The 14749-nt window shown below is 65.4% G+C and carries 16 protein-coding genes; 1 reads left to right on the plus strand and 15 read right to left on the minus strand.

Annotated elements, in window-relative coordinates; all coding sequences use genetic code 11:
- Positions 1-90: 90 nt before the first annotated feature.
- Genes H2O75_RS06285 through H2O75_RS06315 form a run of 7 tightly spaced genes read right to left on the minus strand, consistent with a single transcriptional unit; the run spans position 91 to position 5388 of the window.
- Positions 91-819 carry an SseB family protein gene (locus H2O75_RS06285; RefSeq protein WP_182169749.1) on the minus strand — a complete coding sequence of 243 codons (729 nt, stop codon included), beginning with the start codon at positions 817-819 and terminating at the stop codon, positions 91-93.
- Complete coding sequence (gene priA, locus H2O75_RS06290; protein ID WP_182169752.1) at positions 816-1547, minus strand: bifunctional 1-(5-phosphoribosyl)-5-((5-phosphoribosylamino)methylideneamino)imidazole-4-carboxamide isomerase/phosphoribosylanthranilate isomerase PriA; 732 nt, start codon at positions 1545-1547, stop codon at positions 816-818. The genes H2O75_RS06285 and priA overlap by 4 nt, the downstream gene beginning before the upstream one ends.
- A complete protein-coding gene (gene hisH, locus H2O75_RS06295) occupies positions 1544-2182 on the minus strand; it encodes an imidazole glycerol phosphate synthase subunit HisH (RefSeq protein ID WP_220462704.1) in 639 nt (212 codons plus the stop codon). The genes priA and hisH overlap by 4 nt, the downstream gene beginning before the upstream one ends.
- Entirely contained in the window at positions 2179-2787 is a 609-nt protein-coding gene (locus H2O75_RS06300; protein WP_182169755.1) for a hypothetical protein, read from the minus strand. The genes hisH and H2O75_RS06300 overlap by 4 nt, the downstream gene beginning before the upstream one ends.
- A complete protein-coding gene (gene hisB, locus H2O75_RS06305; protein WP_182169758.1) occupies positions 2784-3380 on the minus strand; it encodes an imidazoleglycerol-phosphate dehydratase HisB in 597 nt (198 codons plus the stop codon). Before hisB ends, H2O75_RS06300 begins: the two co-directional genes overlap by 4 nt.
- Positions 3377-4489: a histidinol-phosphate transaminase gene (locus tag H2O75_RS06310; RefSeq protein ID WP_182175005.1), complete on the minus strand. Its 1113-nt coding sequence runs from the start codon at positions 4487-4489 to the stop codon at positions 3377-3379. The genes hisB and H2O75_RS06310 overlap by 4 nt, the downstream gene beginning before the upstream one ends.
- Positions 4490-4533: 44 nt before the next feature.
- Positions 4534-5388 carry a universal stress protein gene (locus tag H2O75_RS06315; RefSeq protein WP_182169761.1) on the minus strand — a complete coding sequence of 285 codons (855 nt, stop codon included), beginning with the start codon at positions 5386-5388 and terminating at the stop codon, positions 4534-4536.
- A gap of 75 nt (positions 5389-5463) precedes the next feature.
- Here H2O75_RS06315 and H2O75_RS06320 point away from each other — a divergent pair, with 75 nt between their 5' ends.
- Positions 5464-6384 (plus strand): hypothetical protein, encoded by a 921-nt coding sequence (locus H2O75_RS06320; RefSeq protein WP_182169764.1) that lies wholly within the window; start codon positions 5464-5466, stop codon positions 6382-6384.
- Here H2O75_RS06320 and H2O75_RS06325 read toward each other — a convergent pair.
- From H2O75_RS06325 to H2O75_RS06360, 8 genes are all read right to left on the minus strand, one after another.
- Positions 6344-6922: a hypothetical protein gene (locus H2O75_RS06325; RefSeq protein WP_182169767.1), complete on the minus strand. Its 579-nt coding sequence runs from the start codon at positions 6920-6922 to the stop codon at positions 6344-6346. The two genes, H2O75_RS06320 and H2O75_RS06325, sit on opposite strands and share 41 nt — an antisense overlap.
- Positions 6923-7025: 103 nt before the next feature.
- Entirely contained in the window at positions 7026-8327 is a 1302-nt protein-coding gene (hisD, locus tag H2O75_RS06330; RefSeq protein ID WP_182169770.1) for a histidinol dehydrogenase, read from the minus strand.
- A gap of 9 nt (positions 8328-8336) precedes the next feature.
- Entirely contained in the window at positions 8337-9119 is a 783-nt protein-coding gene (locus H2O75_RS06335; protein WP_182169773.1) for an isoprenyl transferase, read from the minus strand.
- 7 nt (positions 9120-9126) lie between these two features.
- On the minus strand, positions 9127-9849 hold the full coding sequence (recO, locus tag H2O75_RS06340; RefSeq protein ID WP_182169776.1) for a DNA repair protein RecO: 723 nt from the start codon (positions 9847-9849) through the stop codon (positions 9127-9129).
- A 34-nt stretch (positions 9850-9883) separates the two neighbouring features.
- Complete coding sequence (gene leuA / locus H2O75_RS06345; protein WP_182175008.1) at positions 9884-11584, minus strand: 2-isopropylmalate synthase; 1701 nt, start codon at positions 11582-11584, stop codon at positions 9884-9886.
- A 196-nt stretch (positions 11585-11780) separates the two neighbouring features.
- On the minus strand, positions 11781-12485 hold the full coding sequence (locus H2O75_RS06350; protein ID WP_182169779.1) for an FHA domain-containing protein: 705 nt from the start codon (positions 12483-12485) through the stop codon (positions 11781-11783).
- Positions 12486-12495: 10 nt separating this feature from the next.
- Positions 12496-13233 carry a PP2C family protein-serine/threonine phosphatase gene (locus tag H2O75_RS06355; RefSeq protein WP_182169782.1) on the minus strand — a complete coding sequence of 246 codons (738 nt, stop codon included), beginning with the start codon at positions 13231-13233 and terminating at the stop codon, positions 12496-12498.
- Between the two features lie 14 nt (positions 13234-13247).
- Complete coding sequence (locus tag H2O75_RS06360) at positions 13248-14744, minus strand: alpha/beta hydrolase family protein (protein WP_182169785.1); 1497 nt, start codon at positions 14742-14744, stop codon at positions 13248-13250.
- Between the last annotated feature and the right edge of the window lie 5 nt (positions 14745-14749).

Here is a 14749-nt window from a genome sequence, read left to right on the forward strand (position 1 = left end):
ACCGGTCGGTCGCCAACCAGTCTAACAGAACACTGCACCCGCACCCCTGTGCAATGTGGCACGGAGGGGTACGGGTTTCAGTGGCGTTCGTTACGCCGTGCGTGCGGGAACGAGCTCGATCGAGTCGAGGCGATGCTGGAGCTCGTCGATGTGCGCGAGCCGCCGGCTCGCCTCAGCGAGGGCGGCAGAGACCTGCTCGCGCGGTGCAGATCCATCGACTGCGAGAACGATCGCCGTCTCGGCCTTCCGCCCGGGAGTGATCTGAAGGCCCTTCAGACCGTCGATCCCCGCAAGCGCCCTGGCAAGAATCGTGGGAAGCTCGTCATCCTTCCACGGCGGGCGCCACGTCTCCCCGGTGGCGAGTGCGTTGACGGCGGGCCGGCCGAGAAGCATGGGCCGGTCGGACCCCGGGTCGAGGACGAGCAAGCCGTCGGCCTCTGCGAGAGCGGCGATCGCGGCGTTCTGGGTGTGGACGGGAACGGGCCGGGCGCTCGGATTCCAGGCATGGAGGGCGGCGACAGAGGAGAAGATCGGCATGGCGGCACGACCATCCGGTGCTTCGACGGCCAGCATCGCGGCAGCCGTGCACGGGTCTTTCTCCATCCCGCCGTGCGCCACGACTCCGCCGCTCTCGGTCCGGCCGGGGTGTTCGTGCGCGAGCACGGGGACGAGGACGCGGACGTCCGCGATCACCGCAATGATCGCTTCGAGACGCGGAGCGAAGTCATCATGGTCGAGAGCCTCCGCCAGCCTGGGGTCGATGTCTCCCGTGTCTCCGGCGAACGGGTTGGGGCGGAGCTTATCCTGTGCGAGACTCACTGCTCCCCCGCCACCTCGATAGCCTGCGGGAGAGTGAAGGCGCCTGCGTAGAGCGCCTTGCCGACGATGGCACCCTCGACGCCTTCGCCTGTCAATGCTCGCAGGGCGGCGATGTCGGCAAGGGAGGACACTCCCCCGGAGGCGATGACCGGGGCGTCCGTGTGGGCGCACACCTCGGACAGCAGGACCGTGTTCGGCCCCTCCATCGTCCCGTCCTTGGCGACATCGGTGACGACGTAGCGCGAACATCCGGCAGCATTGAGGCGGTCGAGGACCTCGAACAGTTCCCCGCCGTCCCTCGTCCAGCCTCGAGCGGACAGGGTGTGCCCGCGCACGTCGAGCCCGACAGCGATGCGATCGCCATACTCTTTGATGACACGCTCCGTCCATGCCGGATCTTCCAGTGCGGCGGTGCCCAGGTTGACTCTCGTCGCGCCAGCATCGAGGGCTGCGGACAGGGTCTCGTCGTCGCGGATGCCGCCGGAGAGCTCGATGCGGACAGTCGATTCGGCCACGATCTCGCGGATGAGGTCACGATTATCGCCCCGGCCGAACGCCGCGTCGAGGTCGACGAGGTGGATGAAGGTCGCGCCGCCGGCGACCCAGTCCTTGGCCACATCCTTGGGATCGCCATAGCCCGTCTCGGTTCCGGCCTCCCCGCGCAGGAGCCGTACGGCCCTGCCGTCGACGACATCGATGGCGGGAAGGAGTTGAAGTGGTGCTGTCATCGTGATCCTTTAAGGCTCGTAAGCCAGTTGCGGAGAAGTGCCAGGCCAGCGTCGCCGGACTTCTCTGGATGGAATTGGGTGGCGGACAGGGGGCCCTGTTCGACTGCGGCCACGAATCGCCCGCCATGGTCTGCCCACGTGACGCGTGGTGCATCGAAAATCGGGTCAGCCTGGGCTGCGGGGTCGGTGTGGACACCGTAGGAGTGAACGAAATAGAACCGTTCGTTCTCGATCCCCCGGAACAATGTCGAGCCCTCGGGGGCGGAGATCGGAGACCATCCCATGTGGGGGATGATGGGCGAGTCGAGCTTCGTGACACGGCCCGGGAACTGGTTGAGACCCGGCTTCGTGCTGCCGTGCTCCTCCGATCCTTCGAAGAGCACCTGAAGGCCGACACAGATCCCCAGGACCGGCATGCCGCCCGCGAGACGGCGCTCGATGAAACGATCCCCGCGGCGCTGCCGCAGACGATCGACCACCGTGTCGAACGCACCCACTCCGGGTACGACGAGCCCGTCCGCCGCCATGACGCGATCCTGATCGGCGGTCAGCTCGACATCGGCTCCCGCCTGCGCGAGGGCGCGGACTGCGGAGTGGACGTTGCCGGAGCCGTAGTCGAAGACGACGACCTTCACGAGCTGTCCTTCCCGAAGAATCGGCGGGGACGGCGGGGCGGAAGCGGCGTATCGGGCCCTCGCTCCGCGAGGCGTTCGATCGCTGTCGTGTCGATCTCGCCCGACCGTATCGCGCCCGCTACCTTTTCTGGATCCTTGTGGCCCAGGAGGAGATCTTCGAGGATGTCCTCCCCCGTTGCGACGATGAGACCCGCGGGCGTGTCGGATGCTGTGCCGTTCGAGTCGTAGACGAGTGCCGTGACGAGACCTGATACGCCCTCTTCGTGGCCGACGTCTTCGCCCAGTTCCGACGTGAGCAGGATGACTCCAGCCCGGGACAGTCTGGCCAGGGCTTTGGCCACGCCCTCGTGATCATCGGCCGACAGGGTTGGGGTGTCCGCTGCTGGTTCCTCGCTCTGCTCATCGTCAGCGGGCTTGGCGCTCCCGCCGAGAAGCTCGGAAATGTCCCAGTCGTCGAAGACCGGCACGGGCAGATCGTGGACGACCATCGCGCCCTGCTTCGAGGGGACGATCCACACATCGAGGCCCTGGATCTTGCAGATCCCCGCAAGCACATCGGCCTTGGTGAACGGGGTGACGATGACGTACCGCTTCGAGGAGCTCATAAGGATCCCTTCGTGGAGGGTATGGCGGTGACGCGCGGGTCCGGCTCGACTGCGATGCGGAGAGCTCGTGCCAATGCCTTGAACTGTGCCTCCACGATGTGGTGGGGGTCCCGCCCGCGAATCACGTCGACATGGAGACAGATACCGGCATGGAAGGCAATGGACTCGAACACGTGCCGTGTCATCGAGCCCGTGAAGTGTCCCCCGATGAGATGGTATTCCTGGCCGGCCGGCTCGCCATCGTGGACGAGGTAGGGGCGGCCGGAGATGTCGACGACCGCACGTGCGAGGGCCTCATCGAGGGGGACAGTGGCATCGCCGAAGCGGCGGATCCCGCGCTTATCCCCCAGTGCTTCCCGAAGCGCCTCCCCGAAACAGATCGCCGTGTCCTCCACGGTGTGGTGGACATCCACCTCGATATCCCCGCGTGCGTGCACGTCGAGGTTGATGAGGGAATGCCGGGACAGAGCCGTCAGCATATGGTCATAGAAGGGCACGCCCGTATCGATGCTCGATGTGCCGTCCCCATCGACATTCAGTGTCAGCGTGATCGTCGATTCGCTCGTCTCGCGGTGAATTGTTGCCGTTCTCATTCCATTGCCTCTTCCAGTGCCGAGAAGAATGCGTCGTTCTCCTCGGGTGTTCCGACCGATACTCGCAGCCAGCCTTCGGGACCGACCTCTCGGATAAGGATGCCTCGGCGGAGAAGGTGGGCGAATATCGCGTGCCTGTCCGGGAAGGTCCCGAACATGACGAAGTTCGCGTCGGTTGGTGCTGTCGCTAAGCCTAACGAATTCAACCGCTCGACCATACTGTCGCGGCTGCGGCGAAGCCCCGCGACTTGGGACAGCTGACTGTCCGCATGGCGGAGGGCGGCCCGTGCCGCCGCCTGGGTGATGGCAGACAGGTGATAGGGCAGGCGGACGATCCGAAGCTGATCGATGACGTCCCGCGCCGCGCCGAGATAGCCCAGACGCAGCCCTGCCGCCCCGAACGCCTTCGACATGGTCCGAGACACCGCGAGATTGTCGTAGTCCGACAGAAGTTCGAAAGCTGATGGGACGCCCTCCCGACGGAACTCGCCATACGCTTCGTCGACGACGACGAGAGCATCCGTCCCCGGAGCATCTTCTGGGCCCTGCCCGCGGGCGGCCTCGAGCACCGTGCGGAGCTCGGCTTCGCGCAGCGCAGTCCCCGTCGGATTGTTGGGGCTGGCGAGCAGGATCACGGCTGGGCGGATCTTGGCGATGTCGGCTGGGATAGCGTCGAGATCGAGGGAGAAGTCCGCCCGGCGGGGCAGCTCGTGCCATGTCGAGTTCGTGTCTCGAGCATATTCGCTATACATCGAATACGTCGGCGCGAACGACATGACGGACCGCCCGGGACCCGCGAAGGCGAGGAGGAGATGCAGCATGACTTCGTTCGAGCCGTTCGCCGCCCAGATCTGCTCGGGACGAAGAGCGACTCCGGCTTCACCTGCGACGTAGCGGGCAAGATCCTCCCGCAGGGCCAGGAAGTCTCGGTCCGGGTAGCGGTTGAGGTTCGTCGCGGCCTCAGCGACAGCCTCCGCAATATCGGCGATCATGGCCGGGCTGGGCGGGTACGGGTTCTCGTTGACGTTCAACGTCACGGGAACATCCAGCTGGGGTGCACCGTAGGGCTCGAAGCCGGCCAATGCCGGGCGGAATGGAATACTCACCAGGCCAGTCTACGAAACCTCGGGGCGCCTCGGCACTCCCGTCCATCTCACCGCGCGACGAGAACCGCGGGCGCGTGGTGGAGGACGGCCAGCGCAACCGAGCCGAGCGTCTTCTCCTCGGGGCCGCGGCCGTTGGGCGCGACGACGACGAGCCGCGAGATTCGCGACGCGTCGATCAGGCAGTCGGTCGCATGCGCTTGGATGTGGACGAACGTGGCGTGCACGTCGGGATGGTTCGCGCAGACCTCCGTGAACAGTGCCTCGCTGTCTCGGACGGAGGCCGCGATGTCTCGGCGCAGGCTCTCCTTATGGTCGCCCTCCGGCATATTGCACAGTCCAGCCGCAGAGTGCTGATGTGCCCGGAGCGCCCGGAGGGACGTGCCTTCGGCGCGTGCCGCTCCCATCGCGAGATCGAGCGTGCGCCTGGCGGGCCCCTCGGGGGCGAGGCCAACCGTGACCGGACCGTCGGGGTTGTACTCTCCCGCTCTCACGACATAGACCGGCGAGTCAGCATAGGTTGCCACCTTCGTCGCCACTGAGCCGACGAGCATGCGATGAACGGCGCCCTGGCCGCGTGCACCGACGACAACGGCTGACGCGTAGCGGCTGGCACGGACGAGAACCGTGGCCGCGTCGCCGACGCTCCACTCGGTCTCGATGTCGATATCGCCGAATCGGTCCCTGATTGCGTCGCGAGAATCTCGCAGGATCGTTTCGAGCCTCTCGATCTCATCCGAGGTCGGTTCGGGATCGAAGGCGGTCATCGCGAAGAGGGGCGAATGGGCCGTCACGATACGGAGCGGACGTGAGTACATCCGCGCGATCCGCGCGGCTTCGAGTACAGCGTATCGTGCGCGGATCGAGCCATCCGTGCCAACAATAATTGGTCGATCATCTGCCACGCGCTCCACCTTAGCCCATGTCGGCTCCCGATTCCGAGACCGATTTCTGGCGGGACCGCCTGGCAAGATCGAAGCATGCCAGAGTTCGAGCTCCTGCCCCAGCGATTATCCGCCATCATGTCGGCGATCGAGAGCGCCCCTGGCCCCGTCCAGGTCGTCGTACCGGATGCTGGCGGTGCAGAGAGTGTCATCGCCGCCGCGCAGGCATGCGGTGTTCCGCTGTCCGATGCTCGGGGAGCACATCGGGAGCGGGCGGTGCACGAGGTCTCCTCCGGCCTGTCCCGCGGATACGTGACGACGTCGGAGTGGTCCTTTCCCGACGCGGGCACCGTTCTCACGCTCGGAGATGTTCTGCCTGGCCGCGACCGAGCCCGGGAGGCACGTATCGGAGCCCTCCTGCACGAGCGCTGGCGTGCGGGCGTAGATCTGCCCGCGCTCGGCGCGTGGCCGTCGGGGTCGCGGCTGCCCTCGGCCTCCCGCCTTCTGCCGGGCAAGGCCCTGGCAGACAGGAGGGATATCGGGCTTGGGGAGGATGTGGCGGCGTGTGTTGACGGGCGGGATGGAAGCTTCCCCCTGGCGTTGCGCACACCGTGCGCCGATTTCTTCTCCGCCTGGCAGCAGGTGAGGGGCCGCACTCGTGTCGAGGCGGTCGTGACCGCCCCACATCCCTCACATCCGGTCATGACGGCTCACCTCGCGGTGGGGATCGCCGCGATCCTGTCCGCCCGTTATGCGGGAGAGCTGGCGGGCAATGTGCCGCCGCCGGGAGCTGAGGAGCCGGGTGAGAGGGTGCGGCGGTTGGCCGGCCAGTTACGTCTCAATCCGGCTCTCGTCGACGTCAGCCAGGTTGCCGGTCGGCACGTGCTCCTCGTGGGGTTGAGCTGGGCGGAGGGCTGGACGATGACAGTCTCGGGTCAGCTGCTCCTCAGTGCGGGTGCGCGGTCGGTGCGGCCCTTCACTCTGAGTAGTGATAGTCGACGAGCACGCCGTCGATGACAGTCCCGTACAGAGTCGGCCCCATATCCGCCGCGTAGCGCGATGAGGTGAGAATGACGAGGCCGGTTCGGGAGTCGTCGAGTTCTGCCGCATAGTAGGAGGGCGTGCCGAAGTCCGCGACGAACCTGTAGGCGGCCCTGCTGGCATCGCTGTCGCCCGGCATGAGGCGCACGTCGGCATCGACCGCGTAGTCGTCGAGGAGATCGATGATGCCGCCCGACTTGGCGGGGCTGGAGACCCAGACGGTGACGTTGCCGTCGAGAACGCTGTAGCCCTCGTAGATGGCGGAGAAGCGCTCGCTCACATCGACGAGGCCGTGCTCGCGGTTGTCCTCTCCCAGATACCAGAGGTAGGCCTCGTCCCACGTCATGTCGAACATGTCCTCGTAGGTCGAGATGTGGGCCTCGAGGGAGTCGGAGACGTCCGACCGGGCCACAACCTCCGTCCCAAAGTGAACATCGTCAACATAGGCCGGTTGGACCGAATCGCTGCCCCCGCCGATAGCGGTCAGAGAAGCAATCAGTAAACCAGTCAGCACACAGTCTCCATACGTCGAACGTTCACACGGTCCGGAGAGACTTTATCAATCCCCACTGGGGGAAGGTCCAGCCGTGCGACTCTTTGTTATGAGCTTGCAACCATCACTGTTGTGTTCGTCTCACCGTGAGCGCATGACCGTGCGCGGGAAGATCCTCTGCGTCCGCGAACGTCACGAGAGGCTCCGTCAACGTTTCGAGGGCCTGCCGGGAGTAATCGATCTGCTGCACGGACTTGAGGAAGGCATGCACGTTGAGTCCCGAACTGTATCGTGCCGTGCCGCCGGTGGGGAGGACATGATTCGAGCCCGCTAGGTAATCTCCTGCCGGTACCGGAGTGTAGGGACCGACGAAGATCGCTCCCGCGTTCGTCACGCGCCGCGCAACGCTGTCAGCGTCGGCAGTCTGGATCTCCAAGTGCTCCGCGCCGTAGGCGTTGATGACCGCAAGACCATCGTCGATCGAGGAGACGAGCACGGTGCCGGACTGCGGACCCGTCAAAGCCACATGGACGCGTTCCGCATGCTTCGTCGCGGCGGCCTGTCGCACAAGCTCGTCGTCGACCGCGTCAGCGAGCGCGGCGGACGTGGTGACGAGAACTGACGCGGCGGCGGGATCGTGCTCTGCCTGCGACAGCAGGTCGGCGGCCACGTAGCGCGGATCGGCAGTATCGTCGGCAAGGATCGCGATCTCGGTGGTTCCCGCTTCGGAGTCGATCCCGACAGTGCCGAGGACGAGACGTTTCGCGGCGGCCACGTAAATGTTCCCCGGCCCGGTGATGACATCGACCGGCTCGCACTCCCCCGCACCGTAGGCGAACATGGCGATGGCACCGGCACCGCCCGCGGCATAGACTTCGTCGATTCCGAGGAGGGCGCAGGCGGCGAGAATCGTCGGATGTGGGAGGCCGCCGAATTCGGCCTGGGCGGGCGAGGTCAGGGCGATCGAGCCGACTCCGGCCACCTGTGCGCAGACGGCGTTCATGACGACCGAGGACGGATAGACGGCGAGACCGCCCGGCACGTAGAGCCCGACGCGCTGCATGGGGATCCAGCGCTGGGTGACGGTGCCGCCGGGAACGATCTCGACGGTCCTCTCCTCCGGCATCTGCATCTCATGCCCGATGCGGACGTGGGCGATGGCGAGCTCGATGGCGGACACGAGCTCCGGGTCGAGGCTTGCGAGCGCTTCCTCACACGCATGTGCCGGCACTCGGATCGACGTGGGGCGAACCCCGTCGAACCTCTCGGCCTGGTCCATGAGGGCGTCCACTCCGCGCTCGCGCACGTCTGCGACGAGCGGCTTCACTGCCGCGAGCGCGGCATCGATGTCGATCGCGGCGCGGGGGAGGGATTCTGCAAGGGCTGCGGCGGTGACACCGCTGCGGAGATCGAGTCGAGAAAGCATGGGACTATCCTATTCTCCCGCGGGCTGCAGGGACGCATTGTCCACGGCCCCGCCCCAGCGGCGGTTCCTGCGGGCGTACGTGTCGATCGCGTCCCACAGGTCGCGCCTGTCCACGTCCGGCCAGGGCTTGTCGGTGACGACGATCTCGGCGTAGGCGGATTGCCACAGGAGGAAGTTCGACAGCCGCAGTTCTCCGCCGGTCCGCCAGAACAGGTCCACATCGGTCATGGGCTGGTGGAGGTAGGAGGCGAACACGTCATCGGTGACGCGGTTCGGCTTGAGAGTACCGTTCGCAACATCGCGCGCGAGTGCAGCCGCTGCGTCGACGATCTCGGCCCGCCCGCCATAGTTGACACACATATTCACCGTCATCGCCGTGTTGTTCTTCGTGAGCTCCTCGGCGATCTCGAGCTCTTTGATGACGGAGCCCCACAGCCGGGGCTTGCGTCCGGACCATCGAACTCGGACACCCCACTCGTGCAGCGTGTCGCGTTGGCGGTGGATGACGTCCCGATTGAACCCCATGAGGAACCTGACCTCGGCGGGACTGCGGGACCAGTTCTCGGTCGAGAACGCGTAGGCGGAGAGCTCCTTGACGCCGATCTCGAGGGCTCCCGCGATGATATCGAGGAGAACGGGTTCGCCCTTCTTGTGGCCCTCGGTGCGCGGCAGGCCGCGAGCATTGGCCCACCGCCCGTTCCCGTCCATGACGATCGCGACATGTCCGGGGATCATGTCGGCGGGAATCTGAGGAGGTGTGGCGCCCGGGAGCGGTGTCGGCGGGGTTGGCATAGTGATCCTAGAGCAGTGAGAGGGACTTGATGCGGTGTTCGAGATGCCATTGAGCATGCGCGACGGCAAGAGATTTCGCCTGGTCGCGGACGTGGGGAGGCTCCTCGTCGGCGCCGTCCCACTCCCCTGCCATGAGGGACCCGAGGAGGAGGACGCTCTCCCGGCTGGGCGCTGCTGCACCCGGGGGCCGGCAGGCGAGGCAGACGGTGCCGCCTGCCGGGATGGAGAACGAGTCATGCGGGCCGATCGCGCCGCATGAGGCGCAGTCGCGCGTCGAGAGTTCGAAGCCTGCCAGGCCGAGGGCGCGGAGCAGGTAGGCGGTGACGATGAGCTCGGGACGGTGATCGTTGTTCGCGATCGAGTGGAGTGCTCCGTGGAGGAGCAGATACTGCTGGACGTCGGACTCCCCCTCGTCCCACGCGAGCCTGTCAGCGGTTTCGAGCAGCACGGTGGCTCCCGTGTAGCGCTCGTAATCCTCGACGATCTCCTGCCCGTAGGCATGGACTGATTCCACCTGCGTCACGATATCGAGGGTGCGACCCCGATAGAACTGGGCATCGACGTGGGAGAACGGCTCGAGGCGTGCGCCGAACCGTGACGTGGTTCGGCGCACGCCTTTCGCCACGGCACGGACTTTGCCGTGCTGTCGCGTCAGGAGGGTAATGATCCTGTCTGCCTCCCCAAGCTTGTGGGTGCGCAGGACGATCCCCTGGTCGCGGTAGAGTTTCACCCCACCATCATATTCCCACCGCTCGGGACTGTGCCTAGCGGCGGGTCCTGTTGAGTGCCGAGATGATCGCCTTGAACGAAGCGTTGATCGTCGAGGGGTCGATTCCGACGCCCCAGAGGATCTTGTCGTCGATATCGGCCTCCACGTAGGCGGCTGCCGTCGCGTCGCCGCCCTCGGACAGTGCGTGCTCCGTGTAGTCGAGGATGTGGATCCTGTGGCCGAGCTGTTCGATCGCGGCGACAAAGGCATCGATGGGGCCGTTGCCCGACGTGGAGATCACGCGGTCTTCCCCGCCCACCGAGATCGTCACGGTCAGCTGGGATGCGGACCCTTCACCGGTCGAGATGTTCATGCCCTTGAGCGCATACTGCCCCCACGGTTCGAGCCCTGCGACCTCGGAGGCCGGCAGGTATTCGTCAGCGAAGATGTACCACAGTTCGTCCGCCGTGACCTCTCCGCCGCTCTCGTCCGTGTGATCCTTGACGATCTGTGAGAGTTCGATCTGCAGGCGGCGCGGCAGGTCCATATTGCGCGTCGTCGAGAGCAGATAGGCGACGCCGCCCTTGCCGGACTGGGAGTTGACCCGGACAACAGCTTCGTAGGACCGGCCGAGATCGGCGGGATCGATGGGCAGGTAGGGCAGATCCCACGTGTCGTCACCGGTCTGGGCGATCTTCTTGCGGCGTGCCTCGAAGCCCTTCTTGATCGCGTCCTGATGCGATCCGGAGAACGACGTGTAGACGAGATCACCCACGTACGGCATCCGTGCCGGTACCTCCATGCGGGTGCAGTACTCGACGACGGAGCGGACTTCGTCGATGCGGGAGAAGTCGATCTGCGGGTCGATGCCCTGGGTGTAGAGATTGAGGCCGACGGTGACGAGATCGACGTTGCCGGTCCGCTCCCCCTGCCCGAACAGGCATCCCTCGATCCTGTCGGCGCCGGCCAGCATGGCGAGCTCCGATGTTGCGACGCCGGTGCCCCGATCGTTGTGGTTGTGCGCCGAGAGGACGATGAACTCGCGCCGCGACAGGTTCCTGCTCATCCACTCGATCTGGTCCGCGTACACGTTCGGTGTGGAGCGTTCGACCGTGGACGGCAGGTTGAGGATGATCTCCCTCTCCTCCGAGGGCTGCCACACGTCCATGACCGCCTCGCACACCTCGAGGGCGAAATCGAGTTCCGTGTCGACGAAGATCTCCGGCGAATACTGGTAGCCGACGATCATGTCATCGCCGAGGGTCTTCTCCATGTAGTCGACGACATCCTGCGTGCCCGCGATAGCAAGCTGTTTCGTCGCTTCCTTGTCGTTGCGGAACACGACGTTGCGGAAGACGGGAGCGGTCGCGTTGTACAGGTGCACGGTTGCTCGGGGGAATCCCTCGAGGGAATCGATCGTGCGGTGGATGAGGTCGGTGCGCGCCTGCGTCAGAACCGACACGGTGACGTCCTCGGGGACGGCGTCGTCATCGACGAGGGATCGTACGAAGTCCCAGTCGGTGCGCGAGGCGGCGGGGAAGCCGATCTCGATCTCCTTGTAACCCATCGTCACCAGAAGATCGAACATGGCGCGCTTGCGAGCCGGATCCATGGGTTCAATGAGTGCCTGGTTGCCGTCCCTCAAGTCGGTCGACAACCATCGCGGGGCTTTGACGATGCGGTTGTCTGGCCACTGGCGGTCAGGCAGGGAGACGGGGTTCGTGTCGAGGAAGGGCCTGTACTTCGTGTACGGCATCGTCGACGGCTGCTGCTGATTGTGGGGTCCGGAGGTTTTCACTGCTTATCCTGCTTCGCTATGGTTCCTGGACCGGCGCGCCGTAACTCCGCGGTGAGGGGCCGGTCGGATCAGGCCTCGCCGCGGCGACTAAGCAGGAGGTTACGCACAGGGCCAGTGTACGCCCTCCCCGCAAAAATCTCGCCCCTGTCCATATTCAGTTCGCGTCGTCGTATTCTGCCGGATTATCGAGCCGGTAGAGGTCCTCCGCGGTGACGAGGCGCGTCGCGACCGAATGCTCGACGAGCCTGGCACGACGGTTGACGGCAAGCTTTCCGGGGCCCCCGTGCAGGCCCCGCACACCGTATCGTGTCAGGCGTTCGCAGATGTGGTCGAGCTTGCGGTTGAAGCGGGTGATCGGCCATCCCAGCCTGTCGGCCGCCTGCTGGGAGGACGGGATGGAGGATGTGGTGCCCCGCCCCGTCAGGACGGGCTCCGCGAGCGCGAGGATGAGAAGGATCTGGGAGGGGGTGAGTTCGACGGGACCGATCGTCGTCTCTCCCGTCTCGTCGGTATCGGCGACGTGCGAGGGCAGGTAGGCGGGTTCGTCGTTGAAGATCGTCATCTCGTATGTTGTGGGGCCCGCCGTGAAGAGGAGAACCGTCTGCGGATAGACGAGGGGAAGCTTCGCGCCGGGGGCGAGATAGGCCTGGGTGGCACCATCGTTGTCCGCGAGCGTCGCCGACAGCCTCGAGCCTACGTTCTCGATCCAATACATGCCATCGACGTTCGTGATCGTGAGGAAGCGCCGATGGAGGTAGGGGTTGTCGTCCAGTTCGAGGGGGCCGTCGCGTCCGATGAGAAAAGGCTCCGTCCCGTCCACCGTGTACCATTCGCCGACGAACTCGATTGACACAGTCATGGTCTGTCCTTCACTTCCGTTGTACAGCTCTCGCGAGGACGACGGTTGCGTTGTCGCGCCCGCCGGATTCGAGGGCGGCATCGACCAGTGCTTGCGCCGTGTCGGTCAATGTCTCGCCTTCGTACCTTCGCATAATGTCAGAAATTTCTTCGTGCGTCAGTTCGTCCGAGATGCCGTCAGAGCAGGCGATGAGGATGCGGGGGGTTGCCTCCACGTGTCGGAAGCTGGGTTCTGCCGAGACGGATGTGCCGATAGCGCGGGTCACGATGCTGCGGCGGGGATCGTAGCGTGCCTGCTCGCGCGAGATGATGCCAGCATCGATGAGTTCTTGGACGAGAGAATGATCGCGGGTGAGACACTCGAGATCGCCGTTCTCGTAGGAGTACATGCGGGAATCCCCCACATGGAAGATCAGCCACGAGGGGGAAGCAGTCCCCTGACCGAGGACCGCACCGACGACGGTCGTGCCGCATTCGGCGCCGCGATGGGATGATCGAGCGATCTTGTGGCCGGCGCGATTGATGGCACGCTTGAGCTCTGTTCGCACCTGTGCCGTGCGGTTCGGCATCCGCCTCTCGGCGAGAGCATCGATCATCGTGCGGGCCGCGAAGTCTCCCCGGGCTAGGCCTCCCATGCCATCCGCGACGGCGATCATGCGGCCCGAATCGAGGTAGCGGTCCTCCTGTTTCGTCCGCACCCGTCCCACGCTCGTCGCGTGTCCCGTCTCGACGCGGAGGCCCGCCGACATCCTGCTTCTCCTCATCATGTCAGTGCCGTCAGGAGCGATGGGTAGACGTTCCAGTAGGCCAGTGCGGCAAGGAGAGTGGTGAGACCGATGATCGAGGTGACGAGCACGACGTGCGGGAACCCTGTCAGGGGCCGCGCCCGCCACCATGCGAAGCCGAGACGGACAACCATGCCCGCCGCGATCAGCGCAATGATCTGGCACGCGAACCAGCCGCCGCGGACGATCAGGGCGTCGCGCTGATAGGACAGTGCCAGTTCCGCGATCGAGATGAGGTACCACAGGAACGCCGCCCAGGCAGCGACGACGGACACGCCGGCGGCGACGAGGGGTCGTGCTGTTCCCTTGAGGTCGAGGAGCGGGGCCTTCCGCACCGTGATCTGGCCGATGAGTCCGCTGAGGAAGCCCCCCAGTGTAAGGACGAGGCCGAGGACGAGAATAGCGACCGCCGCGGTCCCGGATGCGTACCAGCGGGGGGTTCCCGGCCGCTCGGCCGTGAAGTTCTGGACGGGTTGGGCACCTGCGATATGAGGGTCGGCAGATGCTGTCGCGGGGAGGCCGAGTATCCATCGCGAGAGGTCCCTGCCAGCATCGCTGGACAGCGTACGCGAACCGCGCTCGAGCACTTTCAGCCCGTGGTCGGCATCCTTGTAGTAGCGCAGCGTGTAATTCGTGTTGCCGTTGACGGCAAGATCGTCGATGATCTGGTTCGCGCCCTGGATGACGGGCATGGAATAGTCTCCCGTCCCGTACATGATGAGCACGGGCTGGTTCATCTGCTGCTGGTAGGGGCTGACATCGAAGTCGATATAGTCGAAGCCTCCCGGCAGCTCGCCGCCGATCAGGCGGGGAATGGCCTGGAGGAGCTGCTCGGGGACGCCGAGTTGGCGCAGGTACGTGTCCGCGGCAAGAGCGCCCTGGTGTCGGATCGGGAGAACCGGGGAGGATACGAGGACGACGAAGGCGACGTCCGGTTCGGCCGCGGCCACGATGGGAGCGACGAAAGCTCCCTCGGACTCCCCGTAGACACCGACCTGGTTGGGGTTGATGCCCTCCACCTGCGTCAGCCACTGCCACTGCTCACGATAAGCATCGGCAAGGTCCGCGTAGTCGCGTGCGGTCGTCGAGTACCTGTCGAGCGGCTTGTCACCCACGAGGGTGGTGATGCCGGAGCTGGCCAGGAGCGTCGCGTGCTGGGAGAACGCGGTATGCAGATAGGTTCCCGTTCCGTGCATGAACACCACGGCGGGACCATCCCCGTCGCGTCCGACAGGGGTGCGAAGCGTCGCGTTGAGGACTTCCCCCGACGCGGTCTCGATGCTGACCACTTCTTTCTTCACGTCGTACGTGTGCGGCGGGGTCGTCTGGACGGAGGAACCGATCGACGTGTCGGACGTGGCGGGAATGATCTGGTTGAGATAGGGATCGGGAGACCATCCGGGACCGGCGATCGTCCCCCACATGCCGAGGATGAGGATGACGATGGTGGTGACGATGAGTCTCGGATGCCTCACCTCCC

This window comes from Flaviflexus equikiangi (assembly GCF_014069875.1).
GTDB classification, from domain to species: Bacteria; Actinomycetota; Actinomycetes; order Actinomycetales; family Actinomycetaceae; genus Flaviflexus; species Flaviflexus equikiangi.

Excerpts from the sequence above, each read along its gene's own strand:
- H2O75_RS06355 (WP_182169782.1), bottom strand. The coding sequence starts at position 13,233 with ATGTCGGCGGGCCTCCGCGTCGAGACGGGACACGCGACGAGCGTGGGA.
- leuA (WP_182175008.1), bottom strand. The coding sequence starts at position 11,584 with ATGCCGTACACGAAGTACAGGCCCTTCCTCGACACGAACCCCGTCTCC.
- H2O75_RS06300 (WP_182169755.1), bottom strand. The coding sequence starts at position 2,787 with ATGAGCTCCTCGAAGCGGTACGTCATCGTCACCCCGTTCACCAAGGCC.
- H2O75_RS06320 (WP_182169764.1), top strand. The coding sequence starts at position 5,464 with ATGCCAGAGTTCGAGCTCCTGCCCCAGCGATTATCCGCCATCATGTCG.
- H2O75_RS06335 (WP_182169773.1), bottom strand. The coding sequence starts at position 9,119 with ATGCCAACCCCGCCGACACCGCTCCCGGGCGCCACACCTCCTCAGATT.
- hisD (WP_182169770.1), bottom strand. The coding sequence starts at position 8,327 with ATGCTTTCTCGACTCGATCTCCGCAGCGGTGTCACCGCCGCAGCCCTT.
- priA (WP_182169752.1), bottom strand. The coding sequence starts at position 1,547 with ATGACAGCACCACTTCAACTCCTTCCCGCCATCGATGTCGTCGACGGC.
- H2O75_RS06350 (WP_182169779.1), bottom strand. The coding sequence starts at position 12,485 with ATGACTGTGTCAATCGAGTTCGTCGGCGAATGGTACACGGTGGACGGG.
- hisB (WP_182169758.1), bottom strand. The coding sequence starts at position 3,380 with ATGAGAACGGCAACAATTCACCGCGAGACGAGCGAATCGACGATCACG.